The organism is Herbaspirillum sp. SJZ106 (assembly GCF_006715495.1).
In the GTDB taxonomy this organism is placed as follows: Bacteria; Pseudomonadota; Gammaproteobacteria; order Burkholderiales; family Burkholderiaceae_D; genus Herbaspirillum.
Map to the genome: position 1 here is coordinate 24817 of NZ_VFNI01000003.1, position 21850 is coordinate 46666.

General features: G+C 64.5%; 20 protein-coding genes and 1 pseudogene. 8 read left to right on the top strand and 13 right to left on the bottom strand.

Annotated elements, in window-relative coordinates; all coding sequences use genetic code 11:
• Positions 1-53: 53 nt before the first annotated feature.
• The 3 genes from FB598_RS09840 to FB598_RS09850 are packed head-to-tail and all read right to left on the bottom strand — an operon-like array spanning position 54 to position 3899.
• Positions 54-1031 (bottom strand): Gfo/Idh/MocA family protein, encoded by a 978-nt coding sequence (locus FB598_RS09840; RefSeq protein ID WP_141914855.1) that lies wholly within the window; start codon positions 1029-1031, stop codon positions 54-56.
• Positions 1028-1453 carry a Cu(I)-responsive transcriptional regulator gene (gene cueR, locus FB598_RS09845; protein WP_141914854.1) on the bottom strand — a complete coding sequence of 142 codons (426 nt, stop codon included), beginning with the start codon at positions 1451-1453 and terminating at the stop codon, positions 1028-1030. Before cueR ends, FB598_RS09840 begins: the two co-directional genes overlap by 4 nt.
• 4 nt (positions 1454-1457) lie before the next feature.
• Complete coding sequence (locus tag FB598_RS09850; protein WP_141914852.1) at positions 1458-3899, bottom strand: heavy metal translocating P-type ATPase; 2442 nt, start codon at positions 3897-3899, stop codon at positions 1458-1460.
• 168 nt (positions 3900-4067) lie between these two features.
• On the opposite strand from FB598_RS09850, the gene FB598_RS09855 reads away from it, so the two are divergent.
• Positions 4068-4268, top strand: coding sequence for a heavy-metal-associated domain-containing protein (locus FB598_RS09855; protein WP_141914850.1), 201 nt, complete (start codon positions 4068-4070; stop codon positions 4266-4268).
• Positions 4269-4435: 167 nt separating this feature from the next.
• On the opposite strand, the gene FB598_RS09860 is transcribed toward FB598_RS09855, so the two are convergent.
• From FB598_RS09860 to FB598_RS09870, 3 genes are read right to left on the bottom strand one after another with little or no spacing between them, the layout of a single operon-like run.
• Complete coding sequence (locus FB598_RS09860; RefSeq protein ID WP_141914847.1) at positions 4436-5605, bottom strand: VWA domain-containing protein; 1170 nt, start codon at positions 5603-5605, stop codon at positions 4436-4438.
• Positions 5606-5624: 19 nt separating this feature from the next.
• Positions 5625-6212, bottom strand: coding sequence for a GNAT family N-acetyltransferase (locus FB598_RS09865; protein WP_141914845.1), 588 nt, complete (start codon positions 6210-6212; stop codon positions 5625-5627).
• A 24-nt stretch (positions 6213-6236) separates the two neighbouring features.
• Positions 6237-7103, bottom strand: coding sequence for a MoxR family ATPase (locus FB598_RS09870; protein WP_141914843.1), 867 nt, complete (start codon positions 7101-7103; stop codon positions 6237-6239).
• 243 nt (positions 7104-7346) lie between these two features.
• On the opposite strand from FB598_RS09870, the gene FB598_RS09875 reads away from it, so the two are divergent.
• The 3 genes from FB598_RS09875 to FB598_RS09885 all read left to right on the top strand — a co-directional run bounded on the left by FB598_RS09875 (position 7347) and on the right by FB598_RS09885 (position 10622).
• Entirely contained in the window at positions 7347-9596 is a 2250-nt protein-coding gene (locus tag FB598_RS09875) for a site-specific recombinase (RefSeq protein WP_141914840.1), read from the top strand.
• 334 nt (positions 9597-9930) lie between these two features.
• Positions 9931-10251 carry a cytochrome c gene (locus FB598_RS09880; RefSeq protein ID WP_141914837.1) on the top strand — a complete coding sequence of 107 codons (321 nt, stop codon included), beginning with the start codon at positions 9931-9933 and terminating at the stop codon, positions 10249-10251.
• A 14-nt stretch (positions 10252-10265) separates the two neighbouring features.
• On the top strand, positions 10266-10622 hold the full coding sequence (locus FB598_RS09885) for a cytochrome c (protein ID WP_141914835.1): 357 nt from the start codon (positions 10266-10268) through the stop codon (positions 10620-10622).
• An 84-nt stretch (positions 10623-10706) separates the two neighbouring features.
• Here FB598_RS09885 and FB598_RS09890 read toward each other — a convergent pair whose 3' ends face one another.
• A complete protein-coding gene (locus tag FB598_RS09890; protein ID WP_141914832.1) occupies positions 10707-11138 on the bottom strand; it encodes a DUF1841 family protein in 432 nt (143 codons plus the stop codon).
• A 32-nt stretch (positions 11139-11170) separates the two neighbouring features.
• Positions 11171-11404, bottom strand: a complete 234-nt coding sequence (locus FB598_RS09895; RefSeq protein ID WP_141914830.1) for a hypothetical protein — start codon at positions 11402-11404, stop codon at positions 11171-11173.
• Between the two features lie 73 nt (positions 11405-11477).
• Here FB598_RS09895 and FB598_RS09900 point away from each other — a divergent pair, with 73 nt between their 5' ends.
• Complete coding sequence (locus tag FB598_RS09900; protein ID WP_255515759.1) at positions 11478-12674, top strand: branched-chain amino acid ABC transporter substrate-binding protein; 1197 nt, start codon at positions 11478-11480, stop codon at positions 12672-12674.
• A gap of 36 nt (positions 12675-12710) precedes the next feature.
• Here FB598_RS09900 and nth read toward each other — a convergent pair whose 3' ends face one another.
• Both nth and rsxB read right to left on the bottom strand, forming a co-directional pair.
• Positions 12711-13361, bottom strand: coding sequence for an endonuclease III (gene nth / locus FB598_RS09905; RefSeq protein WP_141914825.1), 651 nt, complete (start codon positions 13359-13361; stop codon positions 12711-12713).
• A 76-nt stretch (positions 13362-13437) separates the two neighbouring features.
• Positions 13438-14154 (bottom strand): electron transport complex subunit RsxB, encoded by a 717-nt coding sequence (gene rsxB / locus FB598_RS09910; RefSeq protein ID WP_141915025.1) that lies wholly within the window; start codon positions 14152-14154, stop codon positions 13438-13440.
• Between the two features lie 303 nt (positions 14155-14457).
• Here rsxB and opgC point away from each other — a divergent pair.
• Positions 14458-15594 (top strand): annotated as a pseudogene (gene opgC / locus FB598_RS09920) (OpgC domain-containing protein).
• Between the two features lie 79 nt (positions 15595-15673).
• On the opposite strand, the gene FB598_RS09925 reads toward opgC, so the two are convergent.
• The 3 genes from FB598_RS09925 to fdxA all read right to left on the bottom strand — a co-directional run bounded on the left by FB598_RS09925 (position 15674) and on the right by fdxA (position 18817).
• Positions 15674-16909, bottom strand: coding sequence for a polyhydroxyalkanoate depolymerase (locus FB598_RS09925; RefSeq protein WP_141914819.1), 1236 nt, complete (start codon positions 16907-16909; stop codon positions 15674-15676).
• 362 nt (positions 16910-17271) lie between these two features.
• Positions 17272-18345 (bottom strand): NAD(P)/FAD-dependent oxidoreductase, encoded by a 1074-nt coding sequence (locus FB598_RS09930; RefSeq protein ID WP_141914817.1) that lies wholly within the window; start codon positions 18343-18345, stop codon positions 17272-17274.
• A gap of 148 nt (positions 18346-18493) precedes the next feature.
• Positions 18494-18817 (bottom strand): ferredoxin FdxA, encoded by a 324-nt coding sequence (gene fdxA / locus FB598_RS09935; protein WP_050467130.1) that lies wholly within the window; start codon positions 18815-18817, stop codon positions 18494-18496.
• 390 nt (positions 18818-19207) lie between these two features.
• Between fdxA and FB598_RS09940 the strand changes: the two genes are divergently transcribed.
• Both FB598_RS09940 and pncB read left to right on the top strand, forming a co-directional pair.
• On the top strand, positions 19208-20452 hold the full coding sequence (locus tag FB598_RS09940) for an ABC transporter substrate-binding protein (RefSeq protein ID WP_255515760.1): 1245 nt from the start codon (positions 19208-19210) through the stop codon (positions 20450-20452).
• Between the two features lie 180 nt (positions 20453-20632).
• On the top strand, positions 20633-21808 hold the full coding sequence (pncB, locus tag FB598_RS09945; protein WP_141914816.1) for a nicotinate phosphoribosyltransferase: 1176 nt from the start codon (positions 20633-20635) through the stop codon (positions 21806-21808).
• Positions 21809-21850 lie beyond the last annotated feature (42 nt).

Here is a 21850-nt window from a genome sequence, read left to right on the forward strand (position 1 = left end):
CCGGGCCAGGATGAAATTTCCTCATGCCAGGCGCGGCATGCCAGTCATTGCCGTCAGCCTGCAATCTTGCCCAGGATGCGATCCATCATCCATGCCGTCTGTGCGGCGCTGTCGCCGCAGGAAGGATGGCGCGCGCCGCCGGCGAGGTGCGCGCGCATGTTGGCGACGTGGTGTAACTGGATGTTTTCCGGATGGGGGATCTCCAGGCGTTCGATGCCGTCGGCAGTGGTCAATTGCAGCGCTTGCTCTTCAAATACCGAGAACGCGATCTTGCCCGCGCTGCCGGTGATTTCCACCCGGTCGGCGCGCTCGAAGCTGCCGAAGTGCCAGCTCCCGCTGCCGGTCACCCCCGACGCGTAGCGCCAGCTGGCGACGACGGCATCGCATGCGCTATACAGGCCCTGCTGGTTGGCGCTGTTGCCGCAAGCCTGTGCGACTTCGCCGAAGAAGTGGGAAAACAGGTTCAGGCCGTGGCTGGCCAGGTCGTCGAAATAACCGCCGGGCGCAATGCGCGCGTCGGTGCGCCAGCGGTAAGTACGGTTGAGGTCGTCCGCGGCCGGGGGCCGCGCCAGTTGCCAGTGGAGATGGCGCGGCGTGCCGATGCGGCCATCTGCAAGCCATTTCCGGACCTGTTCGAAGCGCGGCAGCGAGCGCCGGTAGTAGGCCACGAACAACGGCAATCCGGCCTGCCCGAATGCCTCGACCATGGCCAGGCATTCGGCGTGGCTGGGCGCCATCGGCTTTTCGACGCAACAGGGTTTGCCGGCGGCGGCCACCTTCAGCGCGTAATGCAAATGCGTGTCGGGCGGCGTGGCGATGTAGACGGCATCGATATCGGCATCGGCGATCAGCGCATCGGCGTCGTCGAACCAGCGCGGCACGCCGTGGCGGCGCGCATAGTCGGCCGCCAGCGCCGCGTCGCGCCGCATGACGGCGGCCAGTTCGAAGCCGGCTGTCTTCTGGTAGGCCGGGCCGCTCTTGCGTTCGGTGACGGCGCCGCAGCCGATGATGCCCCAGCGCAGCGGCTTCATGCGGCGGCCTTGGGTGCGTGTGCGCAGGAGCCGTCCCCGGCGCCCAGCGCATCGAGGATGGGGCAGTCGGGCCGGTGGTCGCCGTGGCAATTGCGCGCCAGCGTTTCCAGTGTCGATTTCATCGCCTGCAGTTCGCGGATGCGCTGGTCGAGTTCGCCGATATGCGCCTCGGCCAGTTGCTTGACCTTGCGGCTGGAACGCGACTGGTCCAGCCACAGGCCGATCAGGTCGGCGATCTGCTTCATCGAAAAGCCGAGCAGGCGCGACTGGCGGATGAAGCGCAGCAGGTGCACGTCGCGCTCGCGGTAGACGCGGTAGCCGGCATCGGTGCGCCCGGCCTTGGGGATCAGGCCGGTCTCTTCGTAATGGCGGATCATCTTGGCACTCACGCCCGAGGCGTTGGCGGCTTCTCCGATATTCATGATGTCATTCCTGATGAGGTTTCCAGCGGCGCAGCAGCAGCGCGTTGCTCACCACGCTGACGCTGGAGAAGGCCATGGCGGCGCCGGCCAGCATCGGGTTGAGCAGCCCGAAGGCCGCCAGCGGGATGCCGACCAGGTTGTAGATGAAGGCCCAGAACAGGTTCTGGCGGATCTTGCCGTAGGTGCGGCGCGAGATGTCGATGGCGTCGGCCGCCAGGCCGGGGTCGCCGTGCATCAGCGTGATGCCGGCCGCCTGCATGGCGACATCGGTGCCGGTGGACATGGCGATGCCGACATCGGCCGCCGCCAGCGCCGGGGCGTCGTTGATGCCGTCGCCGACCATCGCCACCACGGCGGGCTTGCCGCCGATGCCGTGCTGCGCGCGCAGCGCGTCGACGGCCTGCGCCTTGTCGGCCGGCAGTACCTCGGCGCGGAAGTCGTCGATGCCGACCTGCGCCGCCACTTGCTGCGCGGCGCCGCGGTTGTCGCCGCTCAGCATGACGGTGGCGATGCCCAGTTGCTGCAAGGCGTGTACGGCGGCGGCGGCGCCCGGCTTAATCTCGTCGCCAAAGGCCAGCAGGCCGAGTACCTCGGCGCGGTCGCCATCCTTGCGCGCCAGCCAGGACAGCGTGCGGCCTTGCTGCTGGAGCGCGTCGGCGCGTGCTTGCAGCGCTTGCGTGGAGGCCTGCAGTTCCTGCATCCAGCGGCTGCTGCCCAGGCAATACCGATGGCCATCGACCACACCTTCGATACCGCGTCCGGCCACGCTGCGCACTTCGGCCGCCTGCAGATGCGGCAGGCCGGTTTGTGCCGCCGCAGCATCGACGACTGCGCGGCCCAGCGGGTGCTCACTGCCGGCCTGCAGCGCCGCCGCCAGCGCCAGCAGTTGCGCATCGTCCTGCGGCGCCTGCCATTCGGTCAGGCGCGGCCGGCCCACGGTCAGCGTGCCGGTCTTGTCGAAGGCGACAACATTGATGCGGTGCGCGATCTCCAGCGCCTGCGCATCCTTGATCAGGATGCCGTGGCGCGCGGCCACGCCGGTGCCGGCCATGATCGCGGTCGGCGTGGCCAGCCCGAGCGCGCAGGGGCAGGCGATCACCAGCACCGCCACGGCATTGAGCAGCGCCTGTTCCCAGTCGCCGCCATACAGGCCCCAGCCGATCAATGTGATCAATGCCAGCACCAGCACGGCCGGCACGAAGACGGCGCTGACCCGGTCCACCAGCCGCTGGATCGGCGCCTTGGCCGCCTGCGCCTGTTCCACCATGCGCACGATCTGCGCCAGCACGGTCTCGGCGCCGATGGCGCTGGTCTCGACCAGCAGCAGGCCATCGGCATTGATGGCGCCGGCCGATACCTTGTCGCCGGGTTGCTTGTCTTGCGGGCGGCTTTCGCCGGTCAGCATGGATTCATCCAGGTGGCTGCGGCCTTCGCGCACCACGCCATCGACCGGCACGCGCTCGCCGGCGCGCAGCACCACCAGGTCGCCGACCCGTACTTCGGCCAGCGGCACGTCGACATCGCGTCCGTCGCGGCGCACGCGGGCGCTGTCCGGGCGCAAGGCGTTCAGGGCGGCGATGGCGTCGGCGGTCTGGCGCTTGGCGCGGGTTTCCAGCCATTTGCCCAGCAGCACCAGCGTGATCACCACCGCCGCGCTTTCGAAGTAGAGATGGGGCGCGGCCATCGCGTGGCCGGGGATGGCTTGCGCGCCCAGCCATTGGTACAGCGACAGGCCGTAGGCGGCGCTGGTGCCCAACGCCACCAGCAGATCCATGTTGCCCGTGAATGCGCGCAGCGCACCCCAGCCGGCGCGGTAGAAGCGCCAGCCCAGCCAGAACTGCACCGGCGTGGCCAGCAGCCATTGCCACAGCGGCGGCAATTCCAGCCGGATGCCGAACGGCATCAGCAGCATCGGCAGCACCAGCGGCAGCGACAGGGCGGCCGACAGCGCCACCGGCCACCAGGAGGGCAGGGCGGCCTTGGGAGCGGGTTGTGTACTTGCGGCGCCGGCCGGCGCATGGGCCTTGGCCTGGTAGCCGGCTTTTTCGACGGCGGCGATCAGGGCCGGCAGCGCGACCGCGCCCAGCGTGGCGACGCTGGCGCGCTCGGTGGCCAGGTTGACGCTGACCCCGGCCACGCCCGGCACTTTCTTTAATGCCTTTTCCACACGCGTGACGCAGGAAGCGCAGCTCATGCCGCCGATCTCGAGCTCGGCATGGCCGGCCTTGACGCGGTAGCCGGCCTTTTCGACCGCCGCCGCCAGTTGGGCCGCATCGACATCCGTAGTGGCTTGCGCGGTGGCGCGTTCGGTGGCCAGGTTGACAGCGGCATCGGTCACGCCGGGGACGGCGCGCAGGGCTTTCTCGACGCGGTTGACGCAGGAAGCGCAGCTCATGCCTTCGATGTCGAGGCTGAACTCGCGGGCAGGGGCGGTGGTGCTTGTCATGGCGAAGGCTCCGGAAGGATGGTGGACATGACGCCATCATCATCCTTCCTATGATAGGAAGGTCAAGCGGGATTGTCGCACGGATGCGAAAAATCGGTGCTTGACCTTGCCATGGCAGGAAGGTTTAAGCTTGTGGACATACCATCCACCGATTGAAAGGAGTTCGCCATGAGTACCGTTTTCACCGTCAACGACATGACCTGCAACCACTGCGCGAGTGTCATTACCAAGGCCGTCAAGGATGTCGATGCCAACGCCAGGATCGACATCGCCGTGGCAGAAAAGCGCGTGGCCATCGACAGCGCGCTGCCGGCGCAGGAGTTTGCGGAAGCGATTGCGGAGGCGGGCTATACGCCGGTTGCTGCCTGATTGCAGTGGCGGGAAGAGACATTTTGCTTAAACAAGCCGTCATCCCGGCGCAGGCCGGGATCCAGCGGCGTTTGCCGTATTTCTCCAGCCATTGGCACGACACTGGATCCTGACTTTCGTCAGGATGACGGCGCGAGAGGGATTGAGGTCGGCGAATACGACAGAGCTTATTTGCTCAACAACCGCATCGCCCGCTCCAGCCCGTCGATGGTGAGCGGGAACATGCGCTCGTTCATCAACTGGCGGATCAGCGCGATCGACTGCCGGTATTGCCATAGCCCTTCCGGTTCCGGATTGAGCCAGGCGAAGTGCGGGAAGGTGGCCGTGAAGCGTTGCAGCCAGACCGCTCCCGCCTCGGCGTTGTTGTATTCCACCGAGCCGCCGGGTTGCGCCACTTCGTAAGGGCTCATGGTGGCGTCGCCGACGAAGATCAGCTTGGTGTCCGGCGTGTACTTGCGCAGCACGTCCCAGGTCGGGAAGCGTTCGGCGTGGCGGCGCCGGTTGTTCTTCCACAGGTAGTCGTAGACGCAGTTGTGGAAGTAGAAGAACTCCATGTTCTTGAACTCGGCGCGCGCGGCCGAGAACAGTTCCTCGGTACGCGCGATGTGGTCGTCCATCGAGCCGCCGACGTCGAACAGCATCAGCACCTTGATGTTGTTCTTGCGCTCGGGCTGCATGCGGATGTCGAGATAGCCGGCATTGCTGGCGGTGGCGCGGATGGTGTCGTCCAGCGCCAGTTCCTCTTCCAGCCCTTCGCGGGCGAACTTGCGCAGGCGGCGCAAGGCCACCTTGATGTTGCGCGTGCCCAGTTCGCGTTCGCCGTCGTAGTCCTTGTACTCGCGCGCATCCCATACCTTGACCGCGCTGCGGTTCTTGCCGACCCCGCCGATGCGGATGCCTTCCGGGTTGTAGCCGCCATGGCCGAAGGGCGAGACGCCGCCGGTGCCGATCCATTTGCTGCCGCCTTCGTGGCGCTCCTTCTGTTCATCCAGCAATTGCTTCAGGCGTTCCATCAGCTTGTCGTAGCCGAACTTCTCGATGGCCGCTTTCTGTTCCGGCGTCAGTTCGCGCTCCAGTTTTTTGAGCAGCCATTCCAGCGGGATCTCGGGCTTCTTCTCGAACAGGGTTTCGACGCCCTTGAAGTAGGCGCCGAAGGCGCGGTCGAACTTGTCGAAGTTGGCTTCGTCCTTGACCAGGGTGAGGCGGGAAAGATAGTAGAACTCATCCATCGACGGCGCGATGACCTGCTTGTCCATCGCTTCGAGCAGGGTGAGGAATTCCTTGATCGAAGCCGGCACGCCGGCGTCTTTCACGGTAAAGAAGAAATCGATCAGCATCGACGTCGGCCGCGGGCGTTCAGCGCCCCAGCTTGTACTGCAAGTGGCGCCGCACGGAGGGCCACTCGGATTCGATGATGGAAAACACCACGGTATCGCGCAGCGAGCCGTCCGGCATGCGCATGTGGTTGCGCAAGATGCCGTCCTGCTTGGCCCCCAGGCGGGCGATGGCGGCGCGCGACTGCTGGTTCATCCAGTGGGTGCGGAATTCGACGGCGATGCAGTGCATGTCTTCGAAGGCGTGCGTGAGCATCATCAGCTTGCATTCGGTATTGATGCCGGTGCGCTGGGCGCTGGCGGCGTACCAGGTGGAGCCGATTTCGACGCGGCGGTTGGCGGCGTCCGCATTCATGTAGGTGGTCATGCCGCACAGCGCACCGGTGTCGTTGCGCCGGATCACGAAGGGCAGCATGCTGCCTTGCTGCTGCAGGAGCAGGCGGCGCTCGATCTCGGCGCGCATGTTCTCCGGCTTGGGGACGGAGGTGTACCAGAGCTTCCACAGCTTGCCGTCGGAGACCGCGGCGATCAGGGCGTCGTGGTGTTCGAGGGAAAGCGGTTCGACATTGGCGAAATGGCCTTTGAGCGTGATCGGCGAGAGGAATTGCATGGCGTCTCCGGGGCGGGTGGCAAGCTAGCGGTTGTTGCGCGACATGAACACCAGGCGCTCGAACAGGTGGACGTCCTGTTCGTTCTTGAGCAGCGCGCCGTGCAGCGGCGGCACGGCGGCCTTGCCATCCTGGCTGTGCAGCGCCTCGGGCGGGATATCTTCTGCCATCAGCAGTTTGAGCCAGTCGATCAGTTCCGAGGTCGACGGCTTCTTCTTCAGGCCGGGCACGTCGCGCACTTCATAGAAGCTCTGCAGCGCCTGCGCCAGCAACTCGCGCTTGAGGTGCGGGAAGTGCACGTCGACAATCTGCTGCATGGTGTCCTTGTCGGGGAACTTGATGTAGTGGAAAAAGCAGCGGCGCAGGAAGGCGTCGGGCAATTCCTTCTCGTTGTTGGAGGTGATTACCACCAGCGGCCGGTGCCTGGCCTTGACCATTTCGCGCGTTTCGTAGACGTAGAACTCCATCCGGTCGATTTCGCGCAGCAGGTCGTTGGGGAACTCTATGTCGGCTTTGTCGATCTCGTCGATGAGCAGCACCACCGGTTCCGGCGAAGTGAACGCCTGCCACAGCACGCCCTTGACGATGTAGTTGTGGATGTCCTTGACCCGTTCGTCGCCCAGTTGCGAATCGCGCAGGCGCGAGACCGCGTCGTATTCATACAAGCCTTGCTGCGCCTTGGTGGTGGACTTGATGTGCCATTGCAGCAGCGGGCGATCCAGCGCCGCCGCCACTTCCTCGGCCAGCATGGTCTTGCCGGTGCCGGGTTCGCCCTTGATGAGCAGCGGGCGCTGCAGCGTCAGCGCGGCATTGACGGCCAGCTTGAGGTCGTCGGTGGCGACGTAGGTGGCGGAGCCGGCAAAGCGTTGCGGGCGTGCGGAATGGTCGTGCATGGGCGCGGTCCTTGGCGAGGTCTCGATTGTCGGGCCGCGCCGTCCTGTGCATGATGGGATGCAGGCAGGCGGCGCGATGATGTGGTTCTGTGCGGCCAATTTCCTGCACAGGGTGCTGCAGCGCAAGACATCGGCTTGTCAATTTGAACGAGTATAAGGGAAAACCCCGCTTGGCTCCGCGGGTTGAAATTTGCGGATTCGCCCTTATTTATGGGTTCCGCATGCATAACGCTGACAAGACACATGAAATTCCTGTTCTTCAAAATGCTGGTGGTGTGGAGACGCCTGCGGCACGGCATGCAGGCACGCTACATGGCCCGCCATGATGCCGGGTTGCAACTCGACAGCTTGATGCGTCGCGCCGATCCGGCCTCGGCCTGGCATGAGCGTGCCAACTGGCTGATCGATGTTGCCGAGTGGCTGCGCCACCGGCCCGCGGTGTCGCTGCTGGATCGCCAGGCCTGGGGCAAGGTCCGCAGCCAGCGGCTGGCGTTCATGCTGGACTGGCTCGACCAGCACCGCGAGGTGCGCCGCAACGTGCAGAATGCGATGCAAAAGACCCTGCGCGAGGCCAACGGGCCGGAGCTGTTTTCCACCACCGGCCTGCCGCATGAGCCAGGCTTCTTCGGCGAACTGGCCGAACGACTGGCGCGCATGGTCCTGCCGCGCCATCTGTCCCCGACCGACCTGTCTTCGCTTTTTACCGCGCTGTTTCCCGATCCGGACGATGCCAACTGGCTGCTGGAACTGGACAATGAACTGCTGGTGCGGCTATGGAAGCTGCTTGCCGACGACGGCATTTCGCACATGTACTGGCAGCAGATCGAAGAGGCTATTACCTACCTGACCACGACGGTGATCGCCGACGGCATCAGCCCGGCCTTCCGCCAGCGCCTGGAACCCAAGATGCCGATGCGCGCCACGCCTTTCCTGGCGCTGCGGCGCGAGATCGAGGCGTGGCTGCGCGCCAACCCCTACGACCCGGCCGCGCTGCGCAGCGTGCGCATGCTGGTGGCGGTGTGCCATGCGCAGACCGACCGCATCTATGCCCACCTGGACGAATATGGCGTCTCGGTCAGCCTGGTGTACCGCATCGAGCGCATGCGCGCGCACCTGCAGCGCATCGGCCGCCTCATCGATGTGCGCGCGGCCGTGCCCGGCGAACCGGGGGCGGGGCGCGTGCAGCTGTTGCTGGCCGACCTGATTTCGGCGCACCACAACCGCGGTTCGGTGCGCGGCCTGATGCGCCGCAGTTTCGCGCTGCTGGCGCGCAAGATGGTCGAGCGCAACGCCAACCACGGCGAACATGCCATCGCGCGCGACGCTGCCGGCTACCGCAAGGTGCTCAGGGGCGGCCTGCTGGGCGGCGCGGTATTGGCCGGCACGGCGCTGCTGCAGATCGGGGTAGCCAGGCTGGGCACCGCGCATTTCTTCGAGGGCGCGCTGGCGTCGCTCAACTACGCGGTGAGCTTCCTGCTGATTGCCGCCGCAGGCGGTGTGCTGGCTACGCGCCAGCCGGCCGTGACGGCGCCGGCGCTGGCCTCGCGCATGGGCGAACTGGATGCCGATGGCATGCGTAGCCTGATCGCCGAAGCGGGCTTGCTGCTGCGTTCGCAATCGGCGGCCATCTTCGGCAACCTGTTGGCGGTGGCGCCGGTGGCGGCCCTGGTTTGCGCGGCCGGCTGGTTCCTGTTCGGCGTGGTGCCGATGAGAACCGGGCAGGCGCATGCCGAGCTGGCTTCCCTGTCGCTGGTCGGCCCCACGCCGCTCTATGCCGCGCTGACCGGTGTGCTGCTGTGGCTGTCGAGCCTGGCGGCGGGGTTTGCCGACAACTGGTTCGCCTTGCGCCGCGTGCGCGAAATCATGTCCCACCAGCGCCGCCTGGTGCATGCGCTCGGCCACTTGCGCGCCGAGCGTTGCGCGGCCTGGCTGGAACGCAATGTCGCCACCATTTCCGGCAGCGTGGTGCTGGGTTTGCTGCTGGGAATGACGCCGGTGCTGGCGGAATTCTTCGGCCTGCCGCTGGAGGTGCGCCAGGTGACGCTGGCCGCCGGCACCTTGGCGGCGGCGGCATTCAGCCTCGGCTGGCAAGCGTTGGTCACGCCGGAATTCTGGCTGGCCGCCGGCGGTGTGGCCATCAGTGCGTTCTTGAGCGTGGGCGTGGCGTTCGGCTGCGCATTGGCGCTGGCCTTGCGCGCGCGCGACGTGCCGCGCCGCATGCGGCGTTTGGTCCAGAGGGCGGTGTTGCGCCGCTTCGTCACTGCGCCGGCATTCTTCATCTTTCCCGAACGCGCCGGGGCGGGCGCCGATGCGGCGGTGCACGATGAGGAAGACAGTGGCGAGGATGAGGATGGAAGCAACGGCGCAGACGATGGCGGCGGGGCCGCGGCCGATATCGCCGACGGCGCGCAAACACTGGCCGAATGGCCTGGCGAGAGCGCCCGCGACAGCGAACGCAGCGTCCATCCCGAGGGGTTGCGGCGGCACGGATGAGTATTGATTGATTGCCAAGAATATACCCGTCATATTGCAGTGCATATATTGGGGTATTTCCTGCAAGCCCGCTCCAGGCGGGCTGTTGCGCCGATTTGCAGGGCGCCCGGGCGACGCCTATTGATGAAATGAGTTCTAGGTTAGAATCGAACGGTTTTTTGCGTAAGCAGGGGGAGTGGAGAGACACGCTTAAGCCGAAAGAACGGTTGAGCCACAGTAAAACAGCCAAACCTGCCGAACCAGTGTGCAAATGAACCTGTAAGACAAATTGCCGCCGGTTGCAAAAGATTCGTTTCGGAACCAGCTCTAAGTCCAATTTACTTACCCTGCGAACATGAAAAAACACCTCGTGCTTCTTGCCTTCCTTGGCGTTGTCGGCAGTGTGTCTGCGGCGGACATCGTCGGTAATGCCAAGGCTGCTGAAAATAAAGTGTCCATGTGTATCGGATGCCACGGCATCCCCGGCTACAAAGCCTCCTTCCCCGAGGTCTACCAGGTGCCCATGCTGGGCGGTCAATCCCCCAAATACATCGAAAATGCGCTGCGCGCCTACCAGAAGGGCGAACGCAGGCATCCATCGATGCAGGGCATTGCCGGCAGCCTGTCGGACCAGGATATTGCCGACCTGGCCGCCTATTATTCGCAGCAGAAGTGAGGGGGACGCACAAGATGAAAAACATTCTTACCCAGATGGCCGCGGCGTTGGCCGTATTGTCCGCCGTTGCCTTGCCGGCCCGGGCCGCCGACCTTGTTGCCGGCCGCGCGCTGGTCGAGAAGTACAACTGCGCTTCTTGCCACGGCAAGGACTACAACTCGCCGATCGATCCTTCCTATCCGAAGCTGGCCGGCCAGCATGAGGATTACCTCAAGCATGCGCTGATGGCGTACCGCCGCGGCGACACCGCCATGAACGGACGCACCAACGCCATCATGGCGGCGCAGGCCAAGCCGCTGACCGATCGGGATATCCAGAATATCGCCGCCTACCTGCATAGCCTGCCGGGTACGCTGGTGCTGCGCAAGTAAGCGGGCAATTGCTGGCGCCCCATGAAAAAGCCACGCGATACAGCGTGGCTTTTTCGTCTGATCGCGATGGCGCCGGCAGTCAAGTCAGGTTTGCGCGCGGCGCCTGATGCTGTCGATATAGGCTGCGCCATCGGGAGGCAGGCCGTTGCGCTGGGAATTCCAGATCATCTGGCCCAAGCATTCCATGATCTCGTGATGCGCCTCATGTTCGGAACCGCGGCGCTGCGCCAGCATCTGGAAGGCGGCGCGGATGCCGGGCGGCTGGTCGATGGAAATCTGTTCGGTAATCGAGAGATGCATCGACAGGTGCAGGAAAGGGTTGGACTGGCCGCGCTCGACCGAATAGTCGGTGGCGATGGCCTGTTCGACGTCGCCCAGCGCCTCTTCATATTCCGGATGCTGGATGATCCAGTCGCGTGCGATCGCTTCGAGCGGGGTCAGGACTTCGTGGCTGCGGTGCTTGCGGTAAGCGTCGCAGAAAAAGCGGCGGACATCGTGCTGGGAGGGGGTGAACATGATGCGGGGAAACGAAAATTCAAACCTCTATTTTACGCCGCATCGCGCCGGGCTTCAGGATCGCCATGCGCAGGCGGGCGCATGAGGCGATCATCGCCGGCCACCACGGCGGGATTGTCTTGAAGTAATATTGTTGCCGGGAACCAAAAGAGCGCATTGCGCCAAACATCGCGGGCATCAACGCCCCATGCTTCATCGGTGAAATGCGTCCTGCTTGTCAGCAGAACCCGGCCGGCTGGGCCGGGCACAAAGAGGGGAAATCGCATGCGTCCTGCAGGCAGTTTTTTACCGTACCTCCGTTTTCCGGGCCGTTTTCATTTTCGTCGTGTCGCGCTTGTCGTGCTGGTTGCGGCAGGGGCATTGGCCGCAGGCGCCGGGCAGGCCAAGCCGGCCGCGGCAAAGAAGGCCGCTGAGCAGCGCGAGGCGCCGGCGGCAACGGCGCAAGCCGCCGACGACGAGGGCGCGATACTGCCGGTCGGCTTTGCCGGGCCGTTGTCGGGCCCATCCGCGGGCGTGGGCAAAAGCATGCTCAACGCGGTGCGGCTGGCGCTGGACGAGGCCAACCGCCGCGGCGTGCGCATCGCTGGCAAGAATTACCGTTTCAAGCTGGTGGCGCAGGACGACCGCGCCGATGCCGCCACCGCCGAATACGTCGCGCGTTATCTGGTGAGCCAGCATGTGGTGGGCGTGGTCGGCCACTGGAACAGCGGCGCCAGCCTGGCGGCGGCGCCGGTATACCACGCGGCCGGCGTGGCCCAGATATCGCCCGCGACCATGAGCCGCAAGTTCACGGCCCAGGCCTATCCGGGCGTGTTCCGCACGATTGCCAACAACGACGCGGTGGGCCGGTTCTCCGCCGAATACGCGGTGCAAAAGCTGGGGGTGAAGACGCTGGCCACCATCGACGACCGCACGCCGTTCGGCCAGGGGCTGGCCGAACAGGTCGCCCGGACTGCGCGCGACCTGGGCATCAAGGTGATCGGCAGCTATTCGGTGAGCGACAAGACCTCGGATTTCAACGCGCCGCTGATCGAAATGCGCAAGCGCAATCCCGACCTGATCTTCTTCGGTGGCCTGGACTGGCAGGCCGGGCTACTGGCCAAGGCCATCAAGCGCCTGAAGATCGATAGCCGGCTCATGGCCTCGGCCGGCACGGTAGGCCTGCCCTTCCTGATGCAGGCCGGCGCCGATGGCAATGGCGTGCTGGTGCTGGAGCCGGGGCCGTCGCTGGAGAAGATGCCGGGCTGGAAATCGTTCCGCCAGCGTTACGGGCAGAACTTCGATACCGATATCGACCTGTACGCCACCTTCGCCTATGACGCCGCGCAGGCGCTGGTCAATGCCATCGGCCAGGCCGGCAGCGCCGAGCCATCCGCCATCGTGCAAGCGCTGCATAAGCTGCGCTTCAATGGCGTGAGCGGCGCCATCGCCTTCAACGAGGAAGGCGACCTGCTCAACCCGATATTGACCATGTATGAGGTGCGGGAGATGCGCTGGGTGCCGGTGCTGCAGATCAATGGCGAGGCGGCGCGCTGAGGCGCAGCATTTGTCCGCCGCGCCTGATATGGCGGCCTATACGCCCTTTTGCGGCAGCGGCGTCTTCTGCTTGAACTCGCACAGGTCGGCGATCACGCAGTTCCAGCATTGCGGCTTGCGCGCGATGCAGGTGTAGCGGCCATGCAGGATCAGCCAGTGGTGGGCATCCTGCAGGAACTCCGGCGCCACGAACTTCATCAATTTGCGTTCCACCTCATCCACATCCTTGCCCGGCGCCAGGCCGGTGCGGTTGGAGACGCGGAAGATATGCGTATCGACCGCAATGGTCGGATGGCCGAAGGCGGTGTTCAAGACCACATTGGCGGTTTTGCGGCCTACGCCCGGCAAGGCTTCCAGCTCCTCGCGCGTTTGCGGCACCGCGCCGCCGTGCTGCTCGATCAGGATGCGGCAGGTTTCGATCACGTTCTTGGCCTTGGTGCGGAACAGGCCGATGGTCTGGATATAGGGGATCAGCTTGTCCACGCCAAGCTTGTAGATTTTCTGGGGCGTGTTGGCCACCGGGTAGAGCTTGCGTGTGGCCTTGTTGACCGAGACATCGGTGGCCTGGGCCGACAGCAGTACCGCGATCAGCAGCTCGAACGGTGTGGTGTATTCCAGCTCGGTGGTCGGCGTCGGATTGGCCAGGCGCAGGCGTTCGAAGATTTCGCGGCGTTTGCTCGGGTTCATGGATGTCGTTTTTCTTGTGGCGTTGGTCGGCGGTAAAAAACGGGAAACTGGAAACGGGAAAGCGAGCCGCAAGGGCTCAGGACTTGCCTGCCTGCTCCTGTTCGGCTTGCAGTTTTTTCAGGCGGGCGCGCTCCAGCGCCGCCTGGATGATGGCCTTTTTGCGCGCCTGCTCGGCTTGCTGTTCGGGCGTGCCGGTTTCGGCGGCTGCCACTTCCTTGAGTTTGGCGGCGGCCTTGGCTGCGAGGCGGGCGTCATTTTCCGCCTTGTCGCGCTCGAGGCGGATGCCGCGCCAATCGTGGCGCGCGCGTGCGGCGTTCGCCTGCGCTTGCGTCCAGGCCTGCCAGCCGGTGCGCCCCGGTGTGGCCTCTTCCATGGCGATGCAGTCGACCGGGCAGGGCGCCACGCACAGTTCGCAACCGGTGCAGAGGTCGTCGACCACGGTATGCATCTGCTTGGCGGCGCCGACGATGGCATCTACCGGGCAGGCCTGGATGCACAGCGTGCAGCCGATGCAGGCCTGCTCATCGATCACCGCCAGCAAGCGCGGCTGTTCCCGGCCATTGGCCGGATTCAGCGGGAGGAGCGGTTGGCCCAGCAATTGCGCCAGCCGGGCAATGCCCTCGGCGCCGCCGGGCGGGCACTGGTTATAGGCGGCGCGGCCATCGGCGATCGCTTCGGCGTAGGGGCGGCAGGCCGGATAGCCGCACTTGGTGCACTGGGTTTGCGGCAGCAGGTCTTCGATCCGGTCGGCAAGATCGGGCAGGGCAGGCGGTGTGGTGGCGGATGGCGGCACGGCGAGGCAGTTTGGCAAACAACGCAAAGGCCACATTATCCGGGGAAACCGGCGCGAAGTCATGCCGTCCGACAGTCGTTTCCTGTGCCGCAGCAATCCATTTGCCCGACAAGCCGTTTTGCCGCCTTGCAGGAGGGGAAGGCGAAATGCCTTGCAGGCGCCCCCGGCTCTTAGAACGGCTTGTTATTAGGGCGAATTTCGGCTGAACTTCGACGCGCCGCAGGTATCCATTTTCCGTACCCGGATGCGCGGCACGGCATCCGTTCTCCAACCACATCGGCATGGCCCCGGCCAGAGCGCATCATGATCAGGTTCCCACATCCGACGGCAGGCGGACGCTCCCTCGAAGTCGACTTCTTCCGCGGCGTGGTGCTGCTGATGATCGTGGTGGACCACATTTCGGGCAGCATGCTGGGCCAGTTCACCTTGCAGCGCTTCGCCATCTTCGATGCCACCGAGGTATTCGTCTTCCTGGCCGGCTACGCCACTGCCGCCGCCTATACCGCCATCGCCGCCGAGAAGGGCGATGGGGCCGCGCGCTGGCGCTTCCTGCGGCGCGGCTGGCAGCTCTACCGTTCCTTCCTGCTGACGGTGGCGCTGATGCTGGCCATGGGCCTGCTGTTCACCGCCTAGCGACTGCATGCGCCCACGGTCGAGTACACCGATATCGGCACCTTCATCGACGAACCGCTGCAGATCGGCATGGAGATGATCCGGCTGGCGCGCCAGCCTTACCTGTCGAGCATCCTGCCGATGTACATGCTGTTTGCGCTGGCCTCCCCGGTGATCGTGCCGTCGGTGCGCCGCCGGCCCTGGCTGGCGGTGGCGGCCAGCCTGGCGTTGTGGGGCGTGGCGCCGCTGCTGGCGCCATTGCTGCCGGCGGTGTCGTCCACCGGCTGGACGTTCAATCCCTTCGCCTGGCAATTGCTGTTCGTGATCGGCACGGTATGCCGCCTGCATCCGCTGAAGAGCTACCAGCGCGAAGATGCCGACGCCGTGCTGCGCCGGCGCAAGCTGACCCGGATTGCCGCGGCGGTGGCGGCGGTTTTCCTGTGCGTGCGCATGTTCGTGGAGTTCGATCCGGGGCCGGTCTTCAAGCAGAACCTGTCGTCGCTGCGCGTGGGCAGTTTCATGGCGGTGCTGTGGCTGGTGGCGATGATGGTGCGCCAGGGCTGGATCCTGCAATTGGCCCAGCGCCTGCCGCTGGTGGTCACGGTCGGCCGCAACGGGCTGGCGTGCTTTGTCTCGGGGACGATGGTTTCGCTGCTGGCCGATATCCTCCTGTATCTCGCCACCGGCGGCCAGCCGGGCAATTGGTCGGGACTGATGGCCGATCTGGCGGCCATCGCCGCGATGCTGGCCATCGGCGTGCTGGCTCAGGCCTGGAAGGATTACCGCCGCGCCAGGCAACGCCGCGCGCATGGCCTGCACGCGCATTGAAGCGGGTGTGCAAGAAAAGAGCCGGCGCCGCCATGACAGCGGAGGCCGGCTCTTTTGCCGTACTTGCAGATCTGCCGGATCAGGCCTTGCTGCGGATGAACTCGGCGATCTTGGGACAGACGATTTCGCGCCAGCGGCGGCCCGAGAAAATCCCGTAGTGGCCGGCCTTGGGCACGGTGAAGTGCTGCTTGCTGGCCTTGGGGATGCCGCTGCACAGTTCGTGCGCCACTTCGGTCTGGCCGGAGCCGGAGATGTCGTCCAGCTCGCCCTCGATGGTAAACAGGGCCACCGACTTGATGTCCTGCGGCCGCACCGGCTTGCCTTCGATCTTCCAGGCGCCGCGCGCCAGGTCGAAATCCTGGAACACGATCTTGATGGTTTCGAGGTAGAACTCGGCCGGCATGTCCAGCACGGCGTTGTACTCGTCATAGAACTTGCGGTGCTCCTCGGCCGAGGCGTCGTCGCCGTCGCGCAGGTGCATGTAGAAGTCCCAGTGGCTTTGGGCGTGGCGGCGCGGGTTCATCGCCACGAAGCCGGCATGCTGCAGGAAGCCCGGATAGACCTTGCGGCCGAAACCGGGGTAGTTGGCCGGCACGCTGTAGATGACGGTGTTTTCAAACCACGCATAGGGCTTTTCGGTGGCCAGGTCGTTGACGGCGGTAGGCGATTTGCGGGCATCGATCGGGCCGCCCATCATGGTCATGCTCTTGGGCAGCTTGGGATCGTTGTCGCTGGCCATGAGCGCAATGGCCGCCAGCACCGGCACGGTCGGCTGGCACACCGAGATCACGTGCACGTCCGGGCCCAGCAGGCGGATGAAGTCCTGCACATAGTAGACGTAGTCGTGCAGGTGGAAGTCGCCTTGTTCGACCGGGACCATGCGGGCGTCGGTCCAGTCGGTGATGTAGACGTCATGCTGCTGCAGCAGTGCGCGCACGGTTTCGCGCAGCAGGGTGGCATGGTGGCCGGACAGCGGCGCCACCAGCAGCACGGTCGGCTGCTTGAGCGCGGCGATCTGGCGTGCGCCCAGATCCTTCCTGAAATGGATCAGGCGGCAGAAAGGCTTGGTCTCGACCACTTCCTCGACGATGCCGGTGGGCTTGCCGTTGACTTCCACTTCATGGATGTTGAACTGCGGTTTTTCGTATTCCTTGGACAGGCGGTACAGCAGCTCGTAGCCGGCGGCGATGCGCTGCGAGAAGGGCGTGTGGGCGAGCGGGGAAACCGGATCGGAAAACAGTTTTGCCGAGGTTTCCGCCCATTGCATCATCGGGTTCAGAAACGCGCGGTTGAATTCATGCAATTGATAAAGCATAGCTGACCTTTATACAAGCGCTGGCTGGCCTCGCCGCCCGGCAGACGGAGCGCATGGCGCCCCTGGTGGCGGATTGGCGCGGGAGCAAGCATGTGCAACAAACGTTTGGCGATGGTTTTGCGATGACGAAATGCATGAGATTGTATTTTGTCAACATTGTCCATGTTGCGACGCAGTAGCATAGCACGCTTTATTCAGGGGTCTTTATGCTGGTAAGACCAAATACAGAAAACCCGAATGAAAGTCTGGCCGGCAGTGAAAGATTCGCGGCGCGGAAATGAAAAAAGCCCCCGCATGGCGGGGGCTTGGGAGGTTCCTTGCCCTGGACAACGATAGGAAAGGCCTGGCGCGGCCGCTCCGGTTCAGTCGAATACCGGGGTTTCCACGCCCAGGATCTTGTGCAGCTTGGGCGAGGTGGTGGTGTACTGCATGTGGATCTTCTTTTCCGGAAAGATGTAGGGCGCAGCGCCGAAGGCGGCCAGCGCGGCTTCGTGGAAGCCCGACAGGATCAGCTTCTTCTTGCCCGGATAGGTGTTGATGTCGCCCACGGCGAAGATGCCCGGCACGTTGGTCTCGAACTTCTCGGTATCGACCACCTTCAACTGCTTGCGCTCGATGTCCAGGCCCCACTCGGCGATCGGGCCCAGCTTGGGCGACAGGCCGAAGAACACCAGCAGCATGTCCAGCGGCAGGCGGCGGGTGACGCCGTCGGCGCCGGTGACCTTGACCTCGGCCAGCTTGCCGTCCTTGATCTCGGTGCCGGTGACCTGGCCGACCAGGAACTGCATCTCATACTGTTCGCACAGTTCCTTCATCTTGGCCACCGATGCCGGCGCGGCGCGGAATTCTTCGCGACGGTGCAGCAGGATCACCGACTCGGCCTTGCCGACGAAGTTCAGCGCCCAGTCCAGTGCGGAGTCGCCGCCGCCGCAGATGACGATGTTCTTGCCTTCGAACTTCGCGGGATCCTTGACGCGGTAGAACACTTGCGAGCCCTCGAACTGCTCGATGCCTTCGACCTTCAGCGTGCGCGGCTGGAACGAGCCGACGCCGGCGGCGATGAAGATGGTCTTGGTGATGAATCGGGTGCCGGTGGAGGTCTCGACGTCGAAACGGCCGTCTTCGCGCTTTTGCACCACGGTTACTTCCTGGCCCAGGTGGAAGGTCGGCTCGAACGGTTCGATCTGCTTCAACAGGTTGTCGGTCAGTTCCTGGCCGGTGCAAACGGGCACGGCCGGGATGTCATAGATCGGCTTGTCCGGATACAGCTCAACGCACTGGCCGCCCACCACCGGCAGCGAATCGATCACATGCGCCTTGATTTCCAGCAAACCGAGTTCGAACACCTGAAAGAGGCCGACAGGGCCGGCGCCGATGATGATGGCATCGGTTTCGATGGGGCCTTGGGCAACCGCACCCTTGACGTTGTTTTCCATGATTTTCCTGATATTCCTGTTCAATTATCTGAAAGCAAAATGCAAGCGGTTGCGCATCTGGCTGGCGGTGAAGAGCCTGGCTGGATGCGCAACCGCATGCTGGAGCTGCTAAAGGCGCTGCTGTTCTATCCTGAAGCGTCGCGAACGATCAGCGTTGCAGGTATTGCAGCTTGTCGGTCTTGTCCTTCCATTCCTCGGCCTCGGCCAGCGGGGCCTTGGTCTTGGTGATGGACGGCCAGTTGCGGGAGAGGTCGGCGTTGAGCGCGATGAATTGCTGCTGGTCGGCGGGCACGTCTTCTTCCGCGTAAATCGCGTTGACCGGGCATTCTGCGACGCATACCGCGCAGTCGATGCATTCGTCCGGATCAATCGCGAGGAAATTGGGGCCTTCGCGGAAGCAATCCACCGGGCAAACATCCACGCAATCCGTGTAGCGGCAACGGATGCAGGAATCGGTGACAACGTGGGTCATAACTGTCCTATCTGTAAATATTCTTAAAACCGATGGCTAACTGCGCCGCAATTGATGGCAATATGGCACGGTTAAAATCATTCTGCGGCTGGTTGGCGCCATACCGGTCCTCGCTGTTTCCGATGCCGTTTCCGGCGGCCGAAAATCCCGTGCACAGCCTGCTGCAAAGCCTTGTATTTTAAGGTAATTCGATTTTTCCCACAAATGAGGCTTATACAGATTACGTATAAGTAAATAAACAATGCAGCGATAGCAAAAGCCGCCGCCAATGCCGGTCGCACGCCGCCGTAAGCAGGTTCCCGGGCCGTTTTGGCCGGGTTGCCGGAGGGTGCGGGCAGGGCGGGGCAGCACGCTGATGAACCGCCCGATTCAAGAAAAGGATGTCCCGGCGTGAACGCTGAACAGCCCAAACAAGCATATCGTTTCCGATTTTCCTCCCGGCTGGCCGGCCTGGCCGCGGCCGTCGCCTTGCTCCTGGCCCCGGCCGCAGGCGCCGCCGAGGCTATCCGCATTGGCGAAATCAACAGCCACAACAGCCTGTCGCCGGTCGGCCAGGCCTACCGCAACGGCCTGGCGCTGGCGCTGGAAGAAATCAATGCCGGCGGCGGCGTGCTCGGCCGGCCGCTGGAACTGGTGGCGCGCGACGACGACGGCGATGCCGACCAGGCCGCCCGCAACGCCCGCGAGCTGGCGCGCGACCAGCATGTCGCGGTGCTGACCGGCACCATGCTGTCCAATGTCGCGCTGGCGGTCGCGCGCGAGGCCGCGCGCAGCAAGACCGTGCTGGTGGTCGGCGATGCCTTGTCGGACGCCATCACGCTCGACAAGGGCAATCGTTACACCTTCCGGGTACGGCCTTCCACCTACATGCAGGCCGCCATGCTGGCCGAACAGGCGGCGCGCCTGCCGGGCCGCCGCTGGGCGGTGGTGGCGCCCAACTATGAATACGGCCAAAGCGCCGTGGCCAGCTTCAAGCTGTTGCTCAAGCAGGCGCGCCCGGATGTCGAGTTCGTCAACGACCAGTGGCCGGCGCTGGGCAAGATCAAGGCCGACGATGTGGTGCGGGCGATCCGCCAGGCCCGGCCGGACGCCATCTTCAACGCCACTTTCGGCGACGACCTGCAAAAGTTCGTCCAGGCCGGCAACCGCCAGCAGTTGTTTGCCGGCACGCGCGTGGTCTCCATGATGTCGGCCGGCGCCCAGAGCCTGGATCCGGCGCAAAGCGAAGCCATCCGCGACTGGATCGCCATCGGCTATCCCTGGGACCAGATCGCCACGCCCGAGCACCAGCGCTTCCTCGAGGCTTACCTGAAGAAGTTCAACCAGCGTCCGCAACTGTCGTCGGTGTTCGGCTACACCACCATGATGGCCATCGCCGCCGGCCTGAAGAAGTCCGGCGCCGCCGACGGCGATGCGCTGGTCGATGCGCTGCGCGGCCTGCAGCTGGAGTCGCCGCTGGGGCCGATCGCCTTCCGCGCGCTCGACCAGCAGGCCACGATGGGCGCCTTCGTCGGCCAGGTATCCCAGAAGGACGGCCGCGGCAGCATGAGCAACTGGCGCTATCTCGATGGCGCCGCCTACATGCCCAATGCCGTCTATGTGCGCAGCCGCCGTCCCGGCGCGGCCATGAAATAGGATTCGGGCAGGCAGGATCCGGGCAGGCAAAAGCCCCCATGCGCTGCGGGGATTCGGTTCTTTCGATCCGGGTTAAGATAGCGGCCACGGCGCAATCCGGCCCATGCAGGGTTGGAAACCTGTCCAGGTTCCGCCGGTCATCAACACATCAGCATGCGGCCGCGGCCGCATCGGAATTTCATGATCATCACTTCCTTACTCGATACCGATCTGTACAAATTCACGATGATGCAGGTGGTGCTGCATCATTTTCCCGGCGCCCAGGTCGAGTACCGTTTCAAGTGCCGCAACGAAGGCATCGACCTGACCCCCTACGTCGACGAGATCCGCGCCGAGATTGCCGCCATGTGCCGGCTGCGTTTCAAGGAAGAGGAACTGAACTACCTGCGCAGCCTGCGCTTCATCAAGAGCGACTTCGTCGATTTCCTCGACCTGTTCCACCTCAACGAGAAATACATCACGGTGCAGCCGGCCGCGTCCGGCAACGGCGAGATCGAGATCAGCGTCAAGGGGCCGTGGCTGCACACCATCATGTTCGAAGTGCCGGTGCTGGCCATTGTCAACGAAGTCTATTTCCGCGATACCCAGCGCTCGCCCGACCTGGCCGAAGGCCGCGAGCGGCTGCGCAAGAAGATCGCGCTGATCACCGGCGACAGCGAACTGGCCGGCTGCAACATCGCCGACTACGGCACGCGCCGCCGCTTCTCGCGCAGCTGGCATGCCGAAGTCATCGCCGAGATGAAGCAGACCATGGGCGCCCACTTCGCCGGCACCTCCAACGTCATGTTCGCCATGCAGCACGACCTGACGCCGCTGGGCACCATGGCGCATGAGTACCTGCAAGCCTGCCAGGCGCTGGGCCCGCGCCTGCGCGACTCGCAGACCTTCGCCTTCGAGATATGGGCGCGCGAATACCGCGGCGACCTCGGCATCACGCTGTCCGACGTGTATGGCATGGACGCCTTCCTGCGCGACTACGACATGTATTTCTGCAAGCTCTTCGACGGCGCCCGCCACGACTCGGGCGACCCGTTCGAATGGGGCGAGCGCCTGATCCAGCACTACCGCGACAACCGCGTCGACCCCGCCGGCAAGGTGCTGGTGTTTTCCGACAGCCTGGATTTCGACAAGGTGCGCGCGCTCTACCTGCGCTTCAAGGACCGCGCGCGCGTGGCCTTCGGCGTCGGCACCAACCTCACCAACGACCTCGGTTACACGCCGCTGCAGGTGGTCATGAAAATGGTCCGCTGCAACGGCCAGCCGGTGGCCAAGCTGTCCGATACGCCTTCCAAGAACATGTGCGACGACCTGGCCTATGTGAATTACCTGCGGCAGGTGTTCGAGATCAAGGGCTGAAACCGGGGCAGGGCATCCGCCCCGCGGCAACCACACTTGAAA

Excerpts from the sequence above, each read along its gene's own strand:
- FB598_RS09855 (WP_141914850.1), top strand. The coding sequence starts at position 4,068 with ATGAGTACCGTTTTCACCGTCAACGACATGACCTGCAACCACTGCGCG.
- FB598_RS09930 (WP_141914817.1), bottom strand. The coding sequence starts at position 18,345 with ATGGAAAACAACGTCAAGGGTGCGGTTGCCCAAGGCCCCATCGAAACC.
- FB598_RS09895 (WP_141914830.1), bottom strand. The coding sequence starts at position 11,404 with ATGCGATTTCCCCTCTTTGTGCCCGGCCCAGCCGGCCGGGTTCTGCTG.
- FB598_RS09875 (WP_141914840.1), top strand. The coding sequence starts at position 7,347 with ATGAAATTCCTGTTCTTCAAAATGCTGGTGGTGTGGAGACGCCTGCGG.
- FB598_RS09885 (WP_141914835.1), top strand. The coding sequence starts at position 10,266 with ATGAAAAACATTCTTACCCAGATGGCCGCGGCGTTGGCCGTATTGTCC.
- FB598_RS09860 (WP_141914847.1), bottom strand. The coding sequence starts at position 5,605 with ATGCTGATCGATTTCTTCTTTACCGTGAAAGACGCCGGCGTGCCGGCT.
- FB598_RS09865 (WP_141914845.1), bottom strand. The coding sequence starts at position 6,212 with ATGCAATTCCTCTCGCCGATCACGCTCAAAGGCCATTTCGCCAATGTC.
- pncB (WP_141914816.1), top strand. The coding sequence starts at position 20,633 with ATGATCATCACTTCCTTACTCGATACCGATCTGTACAAATTCACGATG.
- FB598_RS09850 (WP_141914852.1), bottom strand. The coding sequence starts at position 3,899 with ATGACAAGCACCACCGCCCCTGCCCGCGAGTTCAGCCTCGACATCGAA.
- nth (WP_141914825.1), bottom strand. The coding sequence starts at position 13,361 with ATGAACCCGAGCAAACGCCGCGAAATCTTCGAACGCCTGCGCCTGGCC.
- FB598_RS09840 (WP_141914855.1), bottom strand. The coding sequence starts at position 1,031 with ATGAAGCCGCTGCGCTGGGGCATCATCGGCTGCGGCGCCGTCACCGAA.
- fdxA (WP_050467130.1), bottom strand. The coding sequence starts at position 18,817 with ATGACCCACGTTGTCACCGATTCCTGCATCCGTTGCCGCTACACGGAT.
- FB598_RS09880 (WP_141914837.1), top strand. The coding sequence starts at position 9,931 with ATGAAAAAACACCTCGTGCTTCTTGCCTTCCTTGGCGTTGTCGGCAGT.
- FB598_RS09870 (WP_141914843.1), bottom strand. The coding sequence starts at position 7,103 with ATGCACGACCATTCCGCACGCCCGCAACGCTTTGCCGGCTCCGCCACC.
- FB598_RS09925 (WP_141914819.1), bottom strand. The coding sequence starts at position 16,909 with ATGCTTTATCAATTGCATGAATTCAACCGCGCGTTTCTGAACCCGATG.
- cueR (WP_141914854.1), bottom strand. The coding sequence starts at position 1,453 with ATGAATATCGGAGAAGCCGCCAACGCCTCGGGCGTGAGTGCCAAGATG.
- FB598_RS09890 (WP_141914832.1), bottom strand. The coding sequence starts at position 11,138 with ATGTTCACCCCCTCCCAGCACGATGTCCGCCGCTTTTTCTGCGACGCT.